The organism is Acidovorax sp. 93 (genome assembly GCF_003633835.1).
Lineage (GTDB): Bacteria > Pseudomonadota > Gammaproteobacteria > Burkholderiales > Burkholderiaceae_C > Acidovorax > Acidovorax facilis.
Genome location: NZ_RBIT01000001.1, coordinates 2,113,647 through 2,131,389, shown reverse-complemented (window position 1 = coordinate 2,131,389; position 17,743 = coordinate 2,113,647). Strand labels below are relative to the sequence as shown.

At 61.5% G+C, this 17,743-nt stretch carries 16 protein-coding genes and 2 tRNA genes; 7 read left to right on the top strand and 11 right to left on the bottom strand.

The window, feature by feature from the left end:
• Positions 1–43: 43 nt before the first annotated feature.
• Genes C8C93_RS09610 through C8C93_RS09600 form a run of 3 tightly spaced genes read right to left on the bottom strand, consistent with a single transcriptional unit; the run spans position 44 to position 1,977 of the window.
• Complete coding sequence (locus tag C8C93_RS09610) at positions 44–934, bottom strand: DUF3106 domain-containing protein (protein ID WP_121506720.1); 891 nt, start codon at positions 932–934, stop codon at positions 44–46.
• A gap of 24 nt (positions 935–958) precedes the next feature.
• The gene (locus C8C93_RS09605) at positions 959–1,411 is read right to left on the bottom strand and encodes a DUF3619 family protein (protein ID WP_121506719.1); all 453 of its coding nucleotides are present in this window, start codon (positions 1,409–1,411) and stop codon (positions 959–961) included.
• Complete coding sequence (locus C8C93_RS09600; RefSeq protein ID WP_121419806.1) at positions 1,408–1,977, bottom strand: RNA polymerase sigma factor; 570 nt, start codon at positions 1,975–1,977, stop codon at positions 1,408–1,410. Before C8C93_RS09600 ends, C8C93_RS09605 begins: the two co-directional genes overlap by 4 nt.
• A gap of 293 nt (positions 1,978–2,270) precedes the next feature.
• Here C8C93_RS09600 and C8C93_RS09595 point away from each other — a divergent pair, with 293 nt between their 5' ends.
• The 6 genes from C8C93_RS09595 (at position 2,271) to pbpG (ending at position 9,748) form a co-directional block, all read left to right on the top strand.
• On the top strand, positions 2,271–4,064 hold the full coding sequence (locus tag C8C93_RS09595) for an acetolactate synthase 3 catalytic subunit (RefSeq protein ID WP_121506718.1): 1,794 nt from the start codon (positions 2,271–2,273) through the stop codon (positions 4,062–4,064).
• 143 nt (positions 4,065–4,207) lie between these two features.
• On the top strand, positions 4,208–4,699 hold the full coding sequence (gene ilvN, locus C8C93_RS09590) for an acetolactate synthase small subunit (protein ID WP_007857867.1): 492 nt from the start codon (positions 4,208–4,210) through the stop codon (positions 4,697–4,699).
• 61 nt (positions 4,700–4,760) lie between these two features.
• Positions 4,761–5,777 (top strand): ketol-acid reductoisomerase, encoded by a 1,017-nt coding sequence (gene ilvC / locus C8C93_RS09585; protein WP_055393779.1) that lies wholly within the window; start codon positions 4,761–4,763, stop codon positions 5,775–5,777.
• A 192-nt stretch (positions 5,778–5,969) separates the two neighbouring features.
• Complete coding sequence (gene pssA, locus C8C93_RS09580) at positions 5,970–6,803, top strand: CDP-diacylglycerol--serine O-phosphatidyltransferase (RefSeq protein ID WP_055393781.1); 834 nt, start codon at positions 5,970–5,972, stop codon at positions 6,801–6,803.
• 213 nt (positions 6,804–7,016) lie between these two features.
• Positions 7,017–8,555 carry a 2-isopropylmalate synthase gene (locus C8C93_RS09575; RefSeq protein WP_121419808.1) on the top strand — a complete coding sequence of 513 codons (1,539 nt, stop codon included), beginning with the start codon at positions 7,017–7,019 and terminating at the stop codon, positions 8,553–8,555.
• 116 nt (positions 8,556–8,671) lie between these two features.
• Positions 8,672–9,748, top strand: coding sequence for a D-alanyl-D-alanine endopeptidase (gene pbpG / locus C8C93_RS09570; protein ID WP_121506717.1), 1,077 nt, complete (start codon positions 8,672–8,674; stop codon positions 9,746–9,748).
• Between the two features lie 211 nt (positions 9,749–9,959).
• Here pbpG and C8C93_RS09565 read toward each other — a convergent pair whose 3' ends face one another.
• The 6 genes from C8C93_RS09565 to C8C93_RS09540 form a co-directional block, all read right to left on the bottom strand.
• Positions 9,960–10,787, bottom strand: a complete 828-nt coding sequence (locus C8C93_RS09565; protein WP_055393786.1) for an IclR family transcriptional regulator — start codon at positions 10,785–10,787, stop codon at positions 9,960–9,962.
• 56 nt (positions 10,788–10,843) lie between these two features.
• A complete protein-coding gene (locus C8C93_RS09560) occupies positions 10,844–11,605 on the bottom strand; it encodes an arginyltransferase (protein WP_121506716.1) in 762 nt (253 codons plus the stop codon).
• Complete coding sequence (gene aat / locus C8C93_RS09555) at positions 11,602–12,357, bottom strand: leucyl/phenylalanyl-tRNA--protein transferase (RefSeq protein ID WP_121506715.1); 756 nt, start codon at positions 12,355–12,357, stop codon at positions 11,602–11,604. The genes C8C93_RS09560 and aat overlap by 4 nt, the downstream gene beginning before the upstream one ends.
• Positions 12,358–12,555: 198 nt before the next feature.
• A tRNA-Asn gene (locus C8C93_RS09550) sits at positions 12,556–12,631 on the bottom strand.
• 52 nt (positions 12,632–12,683) lie between these two features.
• A tRNA-Asn gene (locus tag C8C93_RS09545) sits at positions 12,684–12,759 on the bottom strand.
• 137 nt (positions 12,760–12,896) lie between these two features.
• Positions 12,897–13,316, bottom strand: a complete 420-nt coding sequence (locus tag C8C93_RS09540; protein ID WP_055393793.1) for a YbaN family protein — start codon at positions 13,314–13,316, stop codon at positions 12,897–12,899.
• A gap of 107 nt (positions 13,317–13,423) precedes the next feature.
• Here C8C93_RS09540 and def point away from each other — a divergent pair, with 107 nt between their 5' ends.
• A complete protein-coding gene (def, locus tag C8C93_RS09535; RefSeq protein WP_121506714.1) occupies positions 13,424–13,963 on the top strand; it encodes a peptide deformylase in 540 nt (179 codons plus the stop codon).
• 189 nt (positions 13,964–14,152) lie between these two features.
• Here def and C8C93_RS09530 read toward each other — a convergent pair whose 3' ends face one another.
• Together C8C93_RS09530 and map are read right to left on the bottom strand one after the other, a co-directional pair.
• Positions 14,153–16,762, bottom strand: coding sequence for a [protein-PII] uridylyltransferase (locus C8C93_RS09530; protein ID WP_121506713.1), 2,610 nt, complete (start codon positions 16,760–16,762; stop codon positions 14,153–14,155).
• 86 nt (positions 16,763–16,848) lie between these two features.
• Positions 16,849–17,664: a type I methionyl aminopeptidase gene (gene map, locus C8C93_RS09525; protein WP_055393799.1), complete on the bottom strand. Its 816-nt coding sequence runs from the start codon at positions 17,662–17,664 to the stop codon at positions 16,849–16,851.
• Positions 17,665–17,743 lie beyond the last annotated feature (79 nt).

Below are 17,743 nucleotides of genomic sequence, written 5' to 3'. Positions count from 1 at the left end.
CAGAAGGCGAAAGCAAGGCGGAGAGTGTCGACCAGCGACGGGACTACTGAGGATACAGGCCAGAGTTGTCGGGAGTGACCATGGGCGCTGTTGTCGCAGGTGTTTCTGCAGAACCTGCGCCCAGAGGGGGGAGTGCTGCTGGTACTGCCACCGGAATCGAGACGGGGGCCGTCTCGACCACGTTGGAGGCCGGATTTTGCGTGGGCACGCCGGTCGCCGGGGGCGCCGTGGGGGTGACCGGTGCCGCCACACGGGGGGCGCTGTGGTCGAGCACGGGCGGAATCTTCGGTGCGTTGGGGCGGCTGGGGTTGGCCTGCGTGGCCGCCGGAACCTGGGCCAGCTTTTTGGGCGACACGGGGCGCAAGGCCGTGGCGGCGCCCTTGGGCTTGGGGGCGGCACGCGCAGCCAGCGCACGTTTTTCCTCGTCGGACAGCGCCTGGTAGGCCTCCCACTGGGCGCGTTTGTCGTCGCGGGCAAGCCGGTTGGTGACTGCATAGTTCAGCCGGGCCTGGTTGCGCTGCTGTGCGCTCAGGCTGGCCCAGTCCGTCATGCGGTCATGAAATTTGGCCTGTTCTTCTTCAGGAAGCGCCGAAAAATTGGCGGCCAGCGCAAGCCAGCGGCGCTTTTGCGTTTCGCTGATGAGCGCCCAGCGCTCTGCCAGTGGGTACAGCGCCAGTTTCTGGGGCGTGGTCAGGGTTTCCCAGCCCGGGCCGGTCTCGACCTGTGGCACTGCCATGGCGCCAGGCCGGGTGGACGTGCGGGCATTGTTGGGGCTGGCAACCGCAGCTTCAGCCCCCGCAGGCAGCAGGGTGCCGGGTGCCATGCGCATCTGTACCAGCACCTGGCCACCCACCGCTGCGAGCACGCCCAAGAGCGCCAAAGCCAGCACGAAGGCTGGCAGGGCAGGGGAAGCGTCGGGTGAACTTGGGTGCATGCAGTACGCGGTCGGGGGCGGGGCTCAGTTCGACGGGGCAGAGGTTTTGAGGAATTGTACGAAGCCAGGGTCAGCGTAGGCTGCTGGCGGCAAATCGTCGGTCAAAAGGGCTGCATCGACTTCGGCCAGGTCATTGGCGCTGCTTTCGTCCTGGGCAATGTTGATGACCACCAGCCCCACCACCAGTGCCATCAGCGGAACGGCAGACACCAGTGCATTCCACCAGCCGCCACCCTCGTTGCCGCCACGGCCCAGCGTGGCACTGCCACCCGCATGCACCACAACGGGTGCCGCCAGACGCACCGGCACGGTGTCTTTCTTGCGCTTGGCAAGGGCTTGCATGCGCGAGGCGCGCAGCCGTTCGGAAATGTCGTAAGGCAATTCGTCGGTGCCGCTGGACAAGCGCGCCGTGACGCGCAGTGCAAAGCGCTCTGCCGCAGCTTCTGCCTGTGTCGATGGGGTCTGTACAGTGTTCATGGCTCGATTCCTTTGGCCTTCAGTGCCTTGCTGAGGGTTTGTATCGCACGAAAACAGTGCGTTTTGACGCTGCCTTCGGAGCAGCCCATGGCGGCTGCCGTTTCTGCTACATCCATTTCTTCCCAGTAACGCATCAGGAACGCTTCCCGTTGACGTGGGGGCAGCTCGGCAATCTCGGCTTCGATCCCGTGAAAGATCTGCGCCCGCCGGGTCAGATCCTCAGCGCTCTCTGCCCGTTCCCCATTTTCTGGTCCTGAATACGCTTCAAGCAGATCAAAATCCATGCCATCTTCGCCGGGACCTTCAAAGTCGCTCATGCTCGAAAACAGTGCATTGCGGGTTTTCTGGCGGCGAAACCAGTCCAGCGTGCAGTTGGAAAGTATGCGCTGGTAGAGCATGGGCAGCTCAGCCGCTGGCTTGTCACCATAGTGCTCTGCCAGCTTGAGCATGCTGTCCTGCACGATGTCGAGCGCCGCTTCCTCATTGCGAACGTGGTAGACCGAGCGCTTGAATGCGCGCTTTTCTACACTTTTGAGGAAGTCGGAGAGTTCTCGTTCGGTTGCCAAGACGGGTCAGCCCGGGAGGGGATCGGTGCCGGTGAGTTCACAAAAATGTGGCTATCCGGCACGTGAAGCCTTTGATTATCGCATCCGCCGGGGTTTTTTTCGGGGGATGGCAGTTTTACATGTGTTGCAGTGCGATAATCGCCACTGCAATTCAAAGGCAAACGGGTCACGGTCCGGCGCGGCAATCATCCCGCCCATGTCCTTGGCCTCAAGTTCCAAGCTGGCTTCACAAGAGCGCATGTTAGGAGCACCCAAGGTTTTTCGTCAGAGAAATTCACAAAGGTTGATCGATCATGGAAATCTCCAAGGCTGAAATCTCTTCAGCGGCCGCTGCTTCGCAGGGCAACACCTCCCCCGCTTCCGCTGCTCAGGACCTCATGGGTTCCGAGATCCTCATCAAGTCGCTTCAGGCTGAGAACGTCCAGTACATCTGGGGCTATCCCGGCGGTGCAGTTCTCTACATCTACGACGCGCTCTACAAACAAGACACCATCCAGCACGTGCTGGTGCGCCATGAGCAGGCTGCCGTACACGCTGCCGACGGCTACGCCCGCGCCACGGGTGAAGTGGGTGTTGCGCTGGTCACATCCGGTCCAGGTCTCACCAACGCAGTGACCGGTATCGCTACGGCGTACATGGACAGCATCCCGATGGTGATCATTTCCGGACAGGTGCCCACGCCCGCCATCGGGCTGGATGCCTTCCAGGAGTGCGACACGGTTGGTATTACCCGCCCCATCGTCAAACACAATTTCCTCGTCAAAGACCCGCGCGATCTGGCCATGACGATGAAGAAGGCCTTCCACATTGCCCGCACCGGCCGCCCCGGCCCCGTGGTGGTGGATGTGCCCAAGGACGTTTCCTTCAAGAAGGTGCCGTACAGCGGCTATCCACAAAGCGTGGAAATGCGCTCGTACAACCCTGTGCGCAAGGGCCATGGTGGTCAGATTCGCAAGGCGCTGCAACTCCTGCTGGCGGCCAAGCGTCCCTACATCTACACCGGCGGTGGCGTGCTGCTGGGCAATGCCACCAATGAGCTGCGCACGCTGGTGGACATGCTGGGCTACCCGGTCACCAACACGCTGATGGGCCTGGGTGCCTACCCCGCGTCGGACCGCAAGTTCCTGGGCATGCTGGGCATGCACGGCACCATCGAGGCCAACAACGCCATGCAGAACTGCGACGTGCTGCTGGCTGTGGGCGCGCGTTTTGATGACCGCGTGATCGGCAACCCCAAGCACTTTGCGCAGAACGACCGCAAGATCATCCACGTTGATATTGACCCGTCGAGCATTTCCAAGCGCGTGAAGGTCGATATCCCGATCGTCGGCGACGTCAAGGACGTGCTCACCGAGCTGATCTCCATGATCCGCGAGAGCAGCACGCGCCCTGACTCGGGTGCTCTGGCCGCTTGGTGGGACACCATTGAAGGCTGGCGCAAGCGCGACTGCCTCAAGTACAGCATGGGCAGCCCAGACGTCATCAAGCCCCAGTACGTGGTCGAAACGCTGTGGAACATGACCAAGGACGCGGACACCTACATCACGTCCGACGTGGGCCAGCACCAGATGTGGGCCGCGCAGTACTACCGCTTTGACGAGCCACGCCGCTGGATCAACTCTGGCGGCCTGGGCACCATGGGCGTGGGCATCCCGTACGCCATGGGCATCAAGCTGGCAAAGCCGCAGTCCGAGGTGTTCTGTATCACTGGCGAAGGCTCGGTGCAGATGAACATCCAGGAGCTGTCCACCTGCCTGCAGTACAACACGCCGATCAAGATCTGCTCGCTCAACAACCGCTACCTGGGCATGGTGCGGCAGTGGCAAGAGATCGAATACTCCGGCCGCTACAGCCACAGCTACATGGACGCGCTGCCCAACTTCGTGAAGCTGGCAGAGGCGTACGGCCATGTGGGCATGTTGATCGAGAGTCCCAAGGACGTAGAGCCCGCTCTGCGCGAAGCCCGCAAGCTCAAGGACCGCACCGTGTTCATGGACTTCCGCACCGACCCCACCGAGAACGTGTTCCCGATGGTCCAGGCCGGCAAGGGCATTACCGAGATGCTGCTGGGGTCGGAGGACCTTTAAGCCAAATCGGCCTCCAGCGCTTGTTCATCAAGCGCTACCTGCTATCGAATAGATAGCATTCACTTTTTTGACGAATCTATTGCCTGCCAAGCCCGTGCATTACCGTGCACGGGGGAGGGCAGCGAAAAGAGGAATCTGCACCTATGAAACACATCATTGCCGTTCTGCTGGAAAACGAACCCGGTGCGCTGTCGCGCGTTGTCGGCCTGTTTTCTGCCCGTGGTTACAACATCGAATCGCTCACCGTGGCGCCCACTGAGGATCCATCGCTCTCGCGCATGACGATCCAGACCACGGGCTCCGACGATGTGATCGAACAGATCACCAAGCATCTGAACCGCCTCATTGAGGTCGTGAAGGTGGTGGATCTCACCGAAGGTGCCTACACCGAGCGCGAGCTCATGATGGTGAAGGTGCGCGCGGTGGGCAAGGAGCGCGAGGAGATGAAGCGCATGGCCGACATCTTCCGTGGCCGCATCATCGACGTGACCGAGAAGAGCTACACGATTGAGCTGACCGGCGACCAGTCGAAGAACGACGCTTTTCTGCAGGCCATTGACCGCACCGCCATCTTGGAAACCGTACGTACGGGTGCCAGCGGCATCGGCCGCGGCGAGCGCATCTTGCGCGTGTAAGACAATTCACCCCGTTTTTCCCATTTCAACCCCCAACAACGCATTTCAACCGGAGCGACCCATGAAAGTTTTCTACGACAAAGACACCGACCTGAGCCTGATCAAAGGCAAGACCGTGGCCATCATCGGCTACGGCTCGCAGGGCCATGCCCACGCACAAAACCTGAACGACAGTGGCGTGAAGGTCGTGGTCGGCCTGCGCAAGGGCGGTGCATCGTGGGACAAGGTCGGCAAGGCTGGCCTGACGGTTCTGGAAGTCAACGACGCCGTCAAATCCGCTGACGTGGTCATGATCCTGCTGCCCGACGAAGACATCGCAGCCGTCTACAAGAACAACGTCGAACCCAACATCAAGCAAGGCGCCTCGCTGGCCTTTGCCCACGGCTTCAACGTGCACTACAACCAAGTCGTGCCCCGTGCTGACCTGGACGTGTGGATGGTGGCGCCCAAGGCCCCTGGCCACACCGTGCGCAACACCTACACCCAAGGCGGCGGCGTGCCCCACCTGGTGGCCGTGCACCAAGACAAGTCCGGCAAGGCCCGTGACTTGGCCCTGAGCTACGCAGCTGCCAACGGCGGCGGCAAAGCCGGCATCATCGAGACCAACTTCAAGGAAGAAACCGAGACCGACCTGTTCGGCGAACAAGCCGTGTTGTGCGGCGGTGCCGTCGAGCTGATCAAGATGGGTTACGAAACCCTGGTTGAAGCCGGCTACGCCCCTGAAATGGCCTACTTCGAATGCCTGCACGAGCTCAAGCTCATCGTGGACCTGATCTACGAAGGCGGCATTGCCAACATGAACTACTCGATCTCGAACAATGCCGAGTACGGTGAGTACGTGACCGGCCCTGAAGTGATCAACGAGCAGTCGCGCGCCGCCATGCGCAATGCCTTGAAGCGCATCCAGAACGGCGACTACGCCAAGATGTTCATCCAGGAAGGCCGTCTGAACTATCCATCGATGACAGCCCGTCGCCGCAACACGGCCGACCACAGCATCGAAAAGGTGGGCGGCCAACTGCGCGCCATGATGCCCTGGATCGCCAAGAACAAGCTGGTCGATCAGACCCGCAACTGATTCTCCATCGCTGGAGCATCACGAGGCCACTTCGGTGGCCTTTTTCGTTGGCGGTCGGTCCTGTTGGCAGGCGCTACACTGCGACCTTCGCCTTGATGGCGCGCGGCGATCTGTCTGTGAAGCGGGAGTTGCCGGATACTATAAATTTAATAGCTGCTCACGCAATATGGGCAAGCGCTGGAGGTCAATTTAATGCATGACGGCAATGAATCCACCGACAACCCCGGTGTGATGGTGCGCAAACGGCGCAAGGGCATCTACATCCTGCCCAACCTGTTCACGCTGGCGGCATTGTTTGGGGGCTTCTATTCGATCGTGATGGCTATGAATGGCCGTTTCGACATGGCGGCCGTGGGCGTTTTTTGTGCGATGGTGCTCGATAGCCTCGATGGTCGGGTAGCGCGCATGACCAATACCCAGAGTGCGTTTGGCGAGCAGATGGATTCGCTTTCCGACATGGTGTCCTTTGGGGCGGCGCCTGCCCTGATCGCCTATGAGTGGTCCCTCCAGGGGCTGGGCCGCTGGGGCTGGATTGCCGCATTTGTGTACTGTGCCTGTGCCGCGCTTCGCTTGGCGCGCTTCAATGTGAATACCGGCGTGGTGGACAAGCGCTATTTTCAGGGGCTGCCTTCGCCAGCCGCTGCAGCTTTGGTGGCGGGGTTCATCTGGCTGATGACCGAGCTGGGCGTGCATCCTGGTGAAGACCACTGGCTGACCTGGAGTCAGACGACCTGGATCATGTTCGCATTCACGCTGTACGCGGGGCTCACCATGGTGACCAATGTGCCGTTCTACAGCTTCAAGGATGTGCAGATGAAAAAGAGCGTGCCTTTTGCAGCCATCGTGCTGATCGCGCTGGGCATTGCCATCATCAACATCCACCCGCCCATCGTGCTGTTTGGCGTGTTCGTGTTCTACGGCCTGAGCGGTTACGGCGTGTACGCCTGGCGCAAGGCCAAAGGGCAGCACAGCAGCGTGATCAGCACCTCGACGGACGAACCGGACGAACGTGGACTGCACAAGTGACTGGAATGATGTCTGGCCAGTTGTGCTACATTGCACCGCATGAATTCGTTTGCACTGGCTCTACTGCTACCTCCCTACGGGCGGAGACAGTAGGCGCACGCGCACACTTTTTCCACAAAGGCCCGTATGCACCCGCAACGGGCCTTTTGTTTTGGGCACCAGATTTTTAGTGTTGCGGGCCAATCCCACCCCACCAGTACCAGGAGAAACAACATGGCTGACAAACTCATCATTTTCGACACCACCTTGCGCGATGGCGAGCAGTCCCCCGGCGCCTCGATGACCAAGGATGAGAAGCTGCGAATTGCCCGCCAGCTGGAGCGCCTGAAGGTGGACGTGATCGAGGCCGGTTTTGCGGCCAGCTCGAACGGCGATTTCGAGGCGGTGCAGGCGATAGCCAATGCCATCAGGGAGTCCACCATCTGCTCGCTGTCGCGCGCCAATGACCGCGACATTTCCCGCGCAGCAGAAGCGCTTGCAGGGGCGAACAGCGCGCGCATCCATACGTTCATTGCCACCAGCCCGCTGCACATGGAAAAGAAGCTGCGCATGACGCCAGAGCAAGTGCTTGAGCAGGCCAAGCAGTCGGTGCGTTTTGCGCGCAACCTGGTGGGAGATATTGAGTTCAGCCCCGAAGATGGCTACCGCAGCGACCCAGACTTCCTGTGCCGTGTGCTCGAAGCTGTGATCGCCGAGGGTGCCACGACCATCAATGTGCCCGACACCGTGGGCTATGCCATCCCCGAGCTGTACGGCAACTTCATCAAGACCCTGCGCGAGCGCATTCCCAATAGCGACAAGGCCATCTGGTCCGTGCACTGCCACAACGACCTCGGCATGGCCGTGGCCAATTCGCTGGCTGGTGTGAAGATTGGCGGCGCGCGCCAAGTGGAATGCACGATCAATGGTCTGGGTGAGCGCGCTGGCAACTGTTCGCTCGAAGAGGTGGTGATGGCGGTCAAGACCCGTCGCGACTATTTCAACCTCGATCTCAACATTGATACCCAGCACATCGTTGCGGCCAGCCGGATGGTCAGCCAGACCACGGGGTTCGTGGTGCAGCCGAACAAGGCCGTGGTGGGGGCCAATGCCTTTGCGCACGCCAGTGGCATCCATCAGGATGGCGTGCTCAAGGCGCGCGATACCTACGAAATCATGCGTGCCGAGGATGTGGGCTGGAGCGCCAACAAGATCGTGTTGGGCAAGCTCAGCGGCCGCAACGCCTTCAAGCAGCGCCTGCAGGAACTGGGTGTGAGCCTGGACAGTGAAACCGAAGTCAACACCGCTTTCACGCGCTTCAAGGAACTGGCCGATCGCAAGAGCGAGATTTTTGACGAGGACATCCTGGCGCTGGTGAGTGATGAGAGCGTGACCAGCGAAAGGGAACAATATGGCTTTGTCTCTCTGTTCCAGCAGAGCGAAACGGGTGAGCACCCCCGAGCACGCATCGTTTTTACGGTAGACGGCCAGGAGGTGCGGGGCGAGTCCGAAGGAAACGGCCCTGTGGATGCCTCGCTCAAGGCCATCGAATCGCATGTGAAGAGTGGTGCGGAGATGGTGCTGTACTCGGTGAACGCCATCAGCGGCTCGACAGAGAGCCAAGGCGAGGTCACCGTGCGCCTGCAGAACAGTGGCCGCGTGGTCAACGGCGTGGGAGCAGACCCCGATATCGTGGTCGCTTCGGCCAAGGCCTATCTGAGTGCGCTGAACAAGTTACAAAGTAAAGCTGACCGGGTGGCTGCACAGGGTTGAACGATCAATTTATAATTTCATTCACTTTCTTGGAAAGTCGCGCAAGGTATTGATCTTGCGCGACTTTTTTTGATTCTGTACACTGCTCAACACTTATTACCGTTTGGAGCACTTTGATGCACCATCGCCACCGCGCCGCAGTGACCCGTTTTTTCCAGCTTTTGGGCTTTGTCGTCGTCAGTACGGCGCTGGTTGTGCCGATTGCGCACTCAGGGGAGCGCTCCAAGGCGCCAGCCAAAAAGCAGCAAGTCAGTTCGGCCAATGCCAAGCGCGCTGCTCCGGCCCGCAAAGTCGCTACCAATACCCGGGCCGTGCGTGTCACTGCCAAGACCGCCAAGGCGCCGACCCGTGTGGCCTTTGTGCCTGCCAAGCAGTCGTTCGGGCAAATGGCGGGGCTGCATGAGGTGAGTGATCCGCTGGACCTGAAGTCCAGCGTCGCACTCGTCATCGACCAGGACACGCATGAAGTCCTGCTCAGCAAGAATGATCAGGCCGTGCTTCCCATTGCGTCCCTGACCAAGCTCATGACGGGCTTGCTGATTTCCCAGGCCAAGCTGCCGATGGATGAGCCCATTACCATCACCCAGGATGACGTTGATACCGAAAAAGGCAGCCGCTCGCGCCTGACGGTGGGCTCTACGTTGACCCGGGGCGAGATGCTGCACCTGGCGCTCATGTCCAGCGAGAACCGCGCAGCGCATGCGCTGGGTCGTACGTACCCTGGTGGCCTCGAAGCGTTTGTTGTGCAGATGAATGTCAAGGCCCGCCTGCTCGGCATGACCGATACCCGTTATGTTGAGCCAACCGGCCTTTCCAGCCGCAACCAGTCCAGCGCACGTGACTTGGCTACCCTGGTGAATGTGGCGCATGGTGATCCCCTGCTGCGCGAACTGTCCACGTCACCGGGATATGAGGTGGCAGTGGGCCCCAAAACATTGCAGTACAACAACACCAACGGGCTGGTAAAAAACCCCACCTGGGACATTGGCCTCCAGAAAACCGGCTACATCTCGGAAGCAGGGCGCTGCCTGGTGATGCAAACCCAGATCGCCGGGCGCAAGCTCATCATGGTGTTTCTGGATTCGGCGGGCAAATTCAGCCGCCTGGGTGATGCTGAGCGTGTGCGCCATTGGGTGGAGTCGATGCCGTCATTGACGGCGCCTTTGCAGGCCCGTGCAGGGTCCAATGGGTGAGGTAGTTAATCCTGTAGCTTGTACATCCTTCCCTCGCGCGCCAAGCATTTGGTGCTGGTAGCGTCGGCGGGATTTCGTGCCGACTGCCTTGTGCGCTGATTTGATGGATCCACCGGCCGACCGGGCATCACTGCCCGCGTCGGTTTTTTTTCAAGGATCAGGCCCGGCTGCGGCTGCGGCTGCGGCTGCGGTAGCTGTCGTGTCCCGAGGCTCAGCGAAGTCCCGGACGCAAACCCGCATCACCGGATGCCGACGCTTCCATGCTGGGTGTGTGACCCAGAGCCAGAGAAATCTCGTTGGCCGTGGCTTGGAGCTTGGGAAGCCATCCTTCGTCCAGTCGATCAGCGGGTGCTGATATGGACAGTCCGGCTACCAACTTGCCTTGGTCATCGTAGACGCCAGCGGCCATGCAGCGCACGCCCAGTTCCAGCTCTTCGTTGTCGCGGGCAATACCGTACTGGCGTGCTTTGGCGAGTTCGCGCTCCAGGATGGGCAATTGGGTGATGCTGTTGCGGGTGTGTCCGGCCAGACCGGTTCGGGTGGCATAGGCCCGCACGCGCTGGGGGTCGTCCAGGGCCAGAAAGAGCTTGCCTGTGGAGGTAAGGTGCAGAGGGGCCCGTCCGCCAATGGCGCGCACCACCTGCATGCCGGAGCGTTCACTGTAGGCACGTTCGACATACACAATCTCGTCGCCCTGGCGCATGCTCAGATTGACGGGCTGCTGGATCAGCTTGTGAAGATTGCGCATCGGGGTCAGGGCTGCATCGCGCACGCTCAGGCGCGCTTTTACGAGGTTGCCCAGTTCCAGCAGGCGCATGCCCAGTCGGTAGCTCCCCGACTCTGGGCGATCCACGAAACGGCCAATCGTGAGGTCGTTCAGGATGCGGTGCGTGGTGGACGGGTGCAGCCCTGTTTTCTCGCTGATTTCCTTGAGAGATATTGCCTCTTCGCGTGACGCCAGAACATCGATTAGCGTAAACATGCGCTCAAGCACCTGAACGCTGGGTTTGACGGGGATGCTGGGATCGTTTTTTTTCATGGACGGCGATGCAGTGACGGCCGCAGCATTTTATCTTGTGAAATGCGAGCCTGCATTCATGCGCTCTGATTCGCGCCCGGGCTGGCGCGATGCCACTGGCCATCGGTCCGGATCTCGTGGGGGTGAAAGCGCGCCTTGTAGTTCATCTTGGGGCTGGCCTCGATCCAGTAGCCCAGGTACACATGGGGCAACTCCAGGGAGCGTGCCTGGGCAATCTGCCACATCACGTTGTAGGTGCCGTAGCTGCAATGTGGCTCGGGTTCGTAGAAGGTATAGACCGCCGAAAGCCCGTCGTCGAGCACGTCCAGGATGGACACCATCTTGAGCGCGCCGGGCTCTCCTGTTGTGCCATCTGTTTCGCGGAACTCCACCAGGCGTGAATTCACCCGGCTTTGCAGCAGAAACTGCGTGTACTGGTCGATGCTGTCATGGTCCATGCCGCCGCCCGCATGGCGGCCGTTCTGGTAGCGCAGATACAGCTGATAGTGCTCGGGTACAAAACACAGGCGCAATACCCGTGCCTGCAGGTTGCCGTGTCGCACGGTAGCGCGCCGCTGGCTCCGATCCGGCTGAAACTCGTTCACCAGCACGCGCAAGGGAGTGCAGGCCTGGCAGCCATCGCAATAGGGGCGGTAAGTGAACATGCCACTGCGGCGAAACCCCTTGGCCACGAGATCGGAATACACATCGCTCTGGATCAGGTGGCTGGGCGTGGCGACCTGCGACCGTGCCTGCCTGTCCGGCAGATAACTGCAGGGGTAAGGGGCTGTCGCGTAGAACTGCAGGGTCTGCAGTGGAAGGTCATTGAGTTGCGTCATGCCGTGGGCGCCGTGGAGGGCAGCAGCTCGTTCCAGTATACGGGTTCAAACGACCACGAGAGGGCGGGCCGATCCAGTGCGTTTTGGATGTGAGACAGGAACTGGGCTCGCGAGATTTCGTGGGCTCCCAATGAGGCCAGGTGCCGGGTGTTCTGTTGGCAATCAATCATTGCCACACCCTGGCGGCGGCACAAGGCCACCAGGGCTGCAAGCGCGATTTTCGATGCATCGGTAGCGTGGGCGAACATCGATTCACCGAACACCGCCTGTCCCAGTGCGACGCAATACAGGCCGCCTGCCAGTTTTCCATCGATCCAGGTTTCAACGCTATGAGCATTGCCCGCTGCATGGAGGCGGGTGTAGGCTTCAACCATCTCGGGCACGATCCAGGTGCCAGCCTGCCCGTCGCGCTCCTTGGTAGCGCAGGCCGTGATCACTTCCAGGAAGTTGTGGTCTATGCGGATCTCGCAGGCTGTATTTGCTCGGAATGCCTGCAGGGTCCTGCGAAGCGAGCGATGGAGTCGGAAGTTCGCCACGGGCAAGACCATGCGTGGATCGGGAGCCCACCACAGGATGGGTTGCCCCGGGCCGTACCAGGGGAACGTGCCCTGGGTATACGCCGCTCGCAGATGCGCTACATCCAGCGTGCCACCGGCAGCCAGGAGTCCGGGGGCGGGGTCGTCGGGTCCCCATGCTTTCGCAGGGTCGGGTAGCGGATCTTCAAGCTCCAGCCAAGGCAGTTGCGGGGGCATGGGGTTGCAATACAAATAGGACTTGCGCAAATCGGGGTGCAACGGCCGCCTCACCTTGGGATGAGCCGCTTGGCTGGGCCAGTTTTGCGCAAGTCATGACAAAGAGCTGTATTGTCAGGCAGGCAGAGTGAGGGTGGATTTTCTTGAAGCGTGTGAATGAAAAAGCCCACCATGTATGAACATGGTGGGCTTTTTGGCTGGCTCCTCGACCTGGGCTCGAACCAGGGACCTACGGATTAACAGTCCGGCGCTCTACCGACTGAGCTATCGAGGAATGATCGGTATGTAAAAGGCCCCGCGTACACATGCAGGGCCTGCAAAATTCTTGGCTCCTCGACCTGGGCTCGAACCAGGGACCTACGGATTAACAGTCCGGCGCTCTACCGACTGAGCTATCGAGGAACAAGACTTAGATTATATACATAAAAATTGGGGCTCCGAAGATTTGACGGCGGGTTCTTGCGTGGTGTTGCGGTCGCGTGCCGAGGTGTGCGAATGACGGCCAACTTTCACTACTCCGGTGAGGGGAAGGGTGAGCTTCAGGGCTCGGGGCGGTGCCACAGCCAAGCTGCCACGCAAACCATGGAGGTGATGGCGATACCCACCACCCACGGCCGGGTGCCCGTGGCGAACAGCACGATGCCGCTCAGCGCCATCAGCAGTGTGGCACTCCACTTGGCCCGCCGGCTGACCTTGCCGCCCTGGGCCCAGTTGCGAAGCAGGGGGCCGAACAAGCGGTGGTTCCACAGCCAGCGGTAGAGCCGTGGCGAGCTGCGGGCTGCGGCCCAGGCCGCCATGAGGATGAACACCGTGGTCGGCAGTCCGGGAACGATCACACCGATGATGCCCATGACGAGGCACAGCACGGCAAATGCGAGCAGCAGCCAGCGCACGGGCCAGGGCAGGGTGCGCAGTGGCGGCGCGGCGTCTTCGTGGGACTCGGTGGGGGGCTGGGGCATGTCCGTTATTGTGAATGCCCCGGCGGCGGCGCCTGGGCGTGCGCACGCGCTATGCTGCCGCAGCAGCGCATGTGACGCTTTCTTCTCTTGACCTGAATGCACCTTCGATGACCATCCACACCATCCTGAAGATGGGCGATCCGCGCCTGCTGCGTGTTGCCCAGCCTGTCACTGAATTCGATACCGATGCGCTTCACCTTCTGGTGCGCGACATGTTCGAGACCATGCAGTCTGTCAATGGCGCGGGGCTTGCCGCGCCGCAGATCGGCGTGGATCTGCAGCTCGTGATTTTTGGATCTGGCGAGCGCAATCCACGCTACCCGGACCGGCCCGTGGTCCCTCCCACCGTCTTGCTCAACCCGGTCATCATGCCCCTTGGTGATGAGGAGGATGAGGACTGGGAAGGTTGCCTTTCGGTGCCAGGGTTGCGCGGCAAGGTGCCCCGCTGGTCGCGCATTCGCTATACCGGGTTTGATCCGTATGGCGACCCGATCGACCGCACGGTGGAAGGGTTTCATGCCCGGGTGGTGCAGCACGAATGCGACCACCTCATCGGCAAGCTCTACCCCATGCGGGTGCGCGATTTCACGCAGTTCGGCTGTACCGAAGTGCTGTTCCCGGACATCAGTGCCAACGAGGACGACTGATGCCTCCGCCTGACAGGCACACATCCGTCACCGGTGTACCCGCACCGGGATAGATCTTGCTGTGGGTGATGGCTTCGTACGCCTAGTTGCTGAAGCTGCTCAGGGTGAAAGATGTCAAAAAAAGGCCGCTAGCGCTTTCTGGTAAAGCGCTGGTAGCTATTAAAAAGAGAGCATTTTTTCGAGCATGGCTCACGCGGACAGTTCGCGCAGCAGCTCGGTCTCGATCTCGATCTGGCGGGCGTTGTTCTGCAGCTCGGGGCCCTGGATCAGGAAGGTGTCTTCCACCCGCTCCCCCAAGGTGCTGACCTTGGCCAGTTGCACGCTCAGGTGGTGCTGCGCCAGGATACGGGCCACCAGGTAGAGCAGGCCCGCCCGGTCGCTGGCCGAGATGGCAAGCAGCCAGCGCTGGGCCTTTTCGTCGGGGCGCAGCGTGACGCGCGGCGCCACCGGAAAACTCTTGACCCGGCGCGAGACCCGCTTGCGGGCGGGCTCGGGCAGCGGGCCACCGGCCTCGATCACACGCACCAGATCGCTTTCGACCATGTGCGTCAGCTCCCGGTAGTGCCCCGGCTGCGATGAGGCCACCACCTGGAAGGTGTCGAGGGCATAGCCGTTGTTCGCGGTGTGCACGCGGGCATCCAGGATGGAAAACCCCGCGCGGTCGAAATATCCGCAGATGCGCGCAAACAGATCGGCCTGGTCGGCCGCATACACCATCACCTGCAGCCCGTCGCCCGCTAGCGACTGGCGCGCGCGCACCACAGGCTTTGCCGTGCCGACATGGCGCGACAGATGGCGCGTGTGCCAGGCGATGTCGGCGGCCTCGTGCCGCATGAAATAGCTCACGTCCAGTGTGGCCCAGAGAGCCTTGTGTGCCTCGAAGGGCAGGGCGCTCAGGGCCAGCAGCACCAGCGCCTCGCGCTTGCGGGCCTCGATTTCGGCGGCAGCGTCGGGCGCCCGGCCGCCCAGGGTGCGCAGCGTGGCGCGGTACAGGTCTTCCAGCAGTTTGCCCTTCCACGCATTCCACACCTTGGGACTGGTGCCACGGATGTCGGCCACGGTGAGCAGATACAGCGCGGTGAGATAGCGTTCGTTGCCCACGCGCTGTGCGAACGCGGCGATCACGTCGGGATCGCTCAGGTCTTCCTTTTGGGCGATGCGGCTCATCGACAGGTGTTCGCTGACCAGGAATTCGACGAGTTTTGCGTCCTCGCGGGCGACGCCGTGCTGGCGGCAAAAGCGGCGCACTTCTACGGCACCGATCTGCGAGTGGTCGCCCCCACGGCCTTTGCCAATGTCATGGAAGAGTGCGGCGATGTACAGGATCCACGGCTTGTCCCAGCCGCCAGCCAGCTGCGAGCAAAAGGGGTACTCGTGCGCATGCTCGGCCATGAAGAAGCGCCGCACATTGCGCAACACCATCAGGATGTGCTGGTCCACCGTGTACACGTGGAACAGGTCGTGCTGCATCTGCCCGACGATGCCGCGAAACGCCCACAGGTAGCGGCCCAGCACCGAGGTCTGGTTCATCAGCCGCATGGCATGCGTAATGCCCGACGGCTGCTGCAGGATGCGCATGAAGTTGTCGCGGTTGACCGGGTCGCGGCGGAAAGCGCCATCCATCACGCCGCGTGCGTTGTACAGCGCACGCAAGGTGCGGGCTGACAGGTCTTTCAGGCCCACCGTGGTCTGGTAGAGCAAAAAGGTTTCGAGAATGGCGTGTGGGTCGCGCGTGTAAAGGTCATCGCTGGCCACCTCGATGAGTCCGGCCTTTTCGAAGAATCGCTCGTTGATGGGGCGCGGCTCGTGCGTCGAGGGATTCAGGCGCTCTTCGATGTTGAGCAGCAGGATCTGGCTGAGCTGCGATACCGCCTTGGCCGCCCAGTAGTAGCGCCGCATGAGGCTCTCGCTGGCGCGCATCGGCAGCCGCGATCCGTCGGGCGCCTGTGAGCGGTAGCCAAACGACTCGGCCACGGCGGTCTGCAGGTCAAACACCAACCGGTCTTCATGCCGCCCAGCGGCGGCATGCAGGCGCGCACGGATGAGGCACAGCACCGCCTCGTTGCGCTCGATCTGGCGCACCTCGAACGCGGTGGCCATGCCGCTGGCGGCCAGCTCTTTCCAGTTGCGGCCCAGCCCCGCGGCCTGGGAGACCCACAAGATCATCTGCAGGTCGCGCAGCCCCCCAGGAGACTCCTTGCAGTTGGGCTCCAGCGAATAGGGCGTGTTCTCGTACTTGTTGTGGCGCTGGCGCATCTCCAGTGTCTTGGCCACCAGAAACGCCTGGGGATTCATCTGCGCGCGGTACTGCCGCTGGAAGTCCTCAAACAGCGCTGCGTTACCGCACACGAGGCGTGATTCAAGGAGGGAGGTCTGCACGGTGACATCGCCCGCACTTTCGGCCAGGCATTCGGCCACCGTGCGCACGCTGGAGCCAATCTCCAGCCCCGCATCCCAGCAGCTGCCGATGAAACCTTCGAGCTGGGTGCGCAGTGCGCTGCCCGCCTCGGGCGCCGCACCATCGGGCATCAGCAGCAGTACATCCACATCCGAATAAGGAAAGAGCTGGTCGCGCCCGAAACCGCCCACCGCCACCAGGGCCATGTCGGCAGGCAGTTCGGCGCGCTGCCACAGCGTTTGCAGCAGGTTGCCTGCCAGGGTGGACAGCTTGCGCAGCAGCACCCGGATGCCGCGTGTCGAGGCCCCCGTCGCTTTCATGGCGGCCAGCAGCGCCGCTTTGTCGCTGCGGTAGGCGTCCCGCAGGACGTGCACTTCAGGCAGGGCATGGATTTTGGTCATGGTCGTCGAAGGTCGCGCTGAAGAAGGGCCATGCAAAAAGCCATGCAAGAGTTGTGCGAGCCGGCTGGCAGGGGCCGGCGAGCGGGTCAGGTCTTGGTCGCGGTCACAAACGCCGGGAGCGGCGGCGAGCCTGCCGACAGCGTCATGACTTCATAGCCTGTTTCGGTAACCAGCACCGTGTGCTCCCACTGGGCTGACAGGCTGTGGTCCTTGGTCACGATGGTCCAACCGTCGTTACCAAAGTCTTTTACCTCGCGGCGGCCAGCGTTGATCATGGGCTCGATGGTGAACACCATGCCGGGCACCAGTTCTTCGAGCGTGCCGGGGCGGCCGTAGTGCAGCACCTGAGGCTCTTCGTGGAATTTTTTGCCAATGCCATGGCCGCAGAACTCGCGCACGATGGAAAAGCCCTGGCCTTCGGCAAACTTCTGGATGGCGTGGCCGATGTCGCCCAGATGCGCGCCGGGCTTGACCTGCACGATGCCGTGCCACATGGCATCAAACGTGATGGCCGACAGCCGCTTGGCGGCGATCGAGCATTCGCCGATCAGGTACATGCGGCTGTTGTCGCCATACCAGCCGTCCTTGGTGATCACAGTCACGTCCACATTGACGATGTCACCCTTCTTCAAAGGCTTGTCGTTGGGGATGCCGTGGCACACCACATGGTTGACCGAGGTGCACAGCGAGGCCGGGTAGGGTGGATAACCCGGTGGCTGGTAGCCCACGGTGGCCGAGATGGTGCCCTGCTGGGCCATGCATTCGGCGCCCAGGCGGTCGATCTCTTTGGTGGTGATGCCGGGCTTGATGTGGGGGGCGATGTAGTCCAGTACTTCGGAGGCCAGACGGCAGGCCAGGCGCATGCCCTCGATGTCCTCAGCGCTTTTGATGGTGATGCTCATCCCCGGATTATCCCATTGGCCCCCGCGCCACGCAGGCGGTGCGGCCATGCCCGGTAAAATAGCGGGCTCCGGTCCTGGC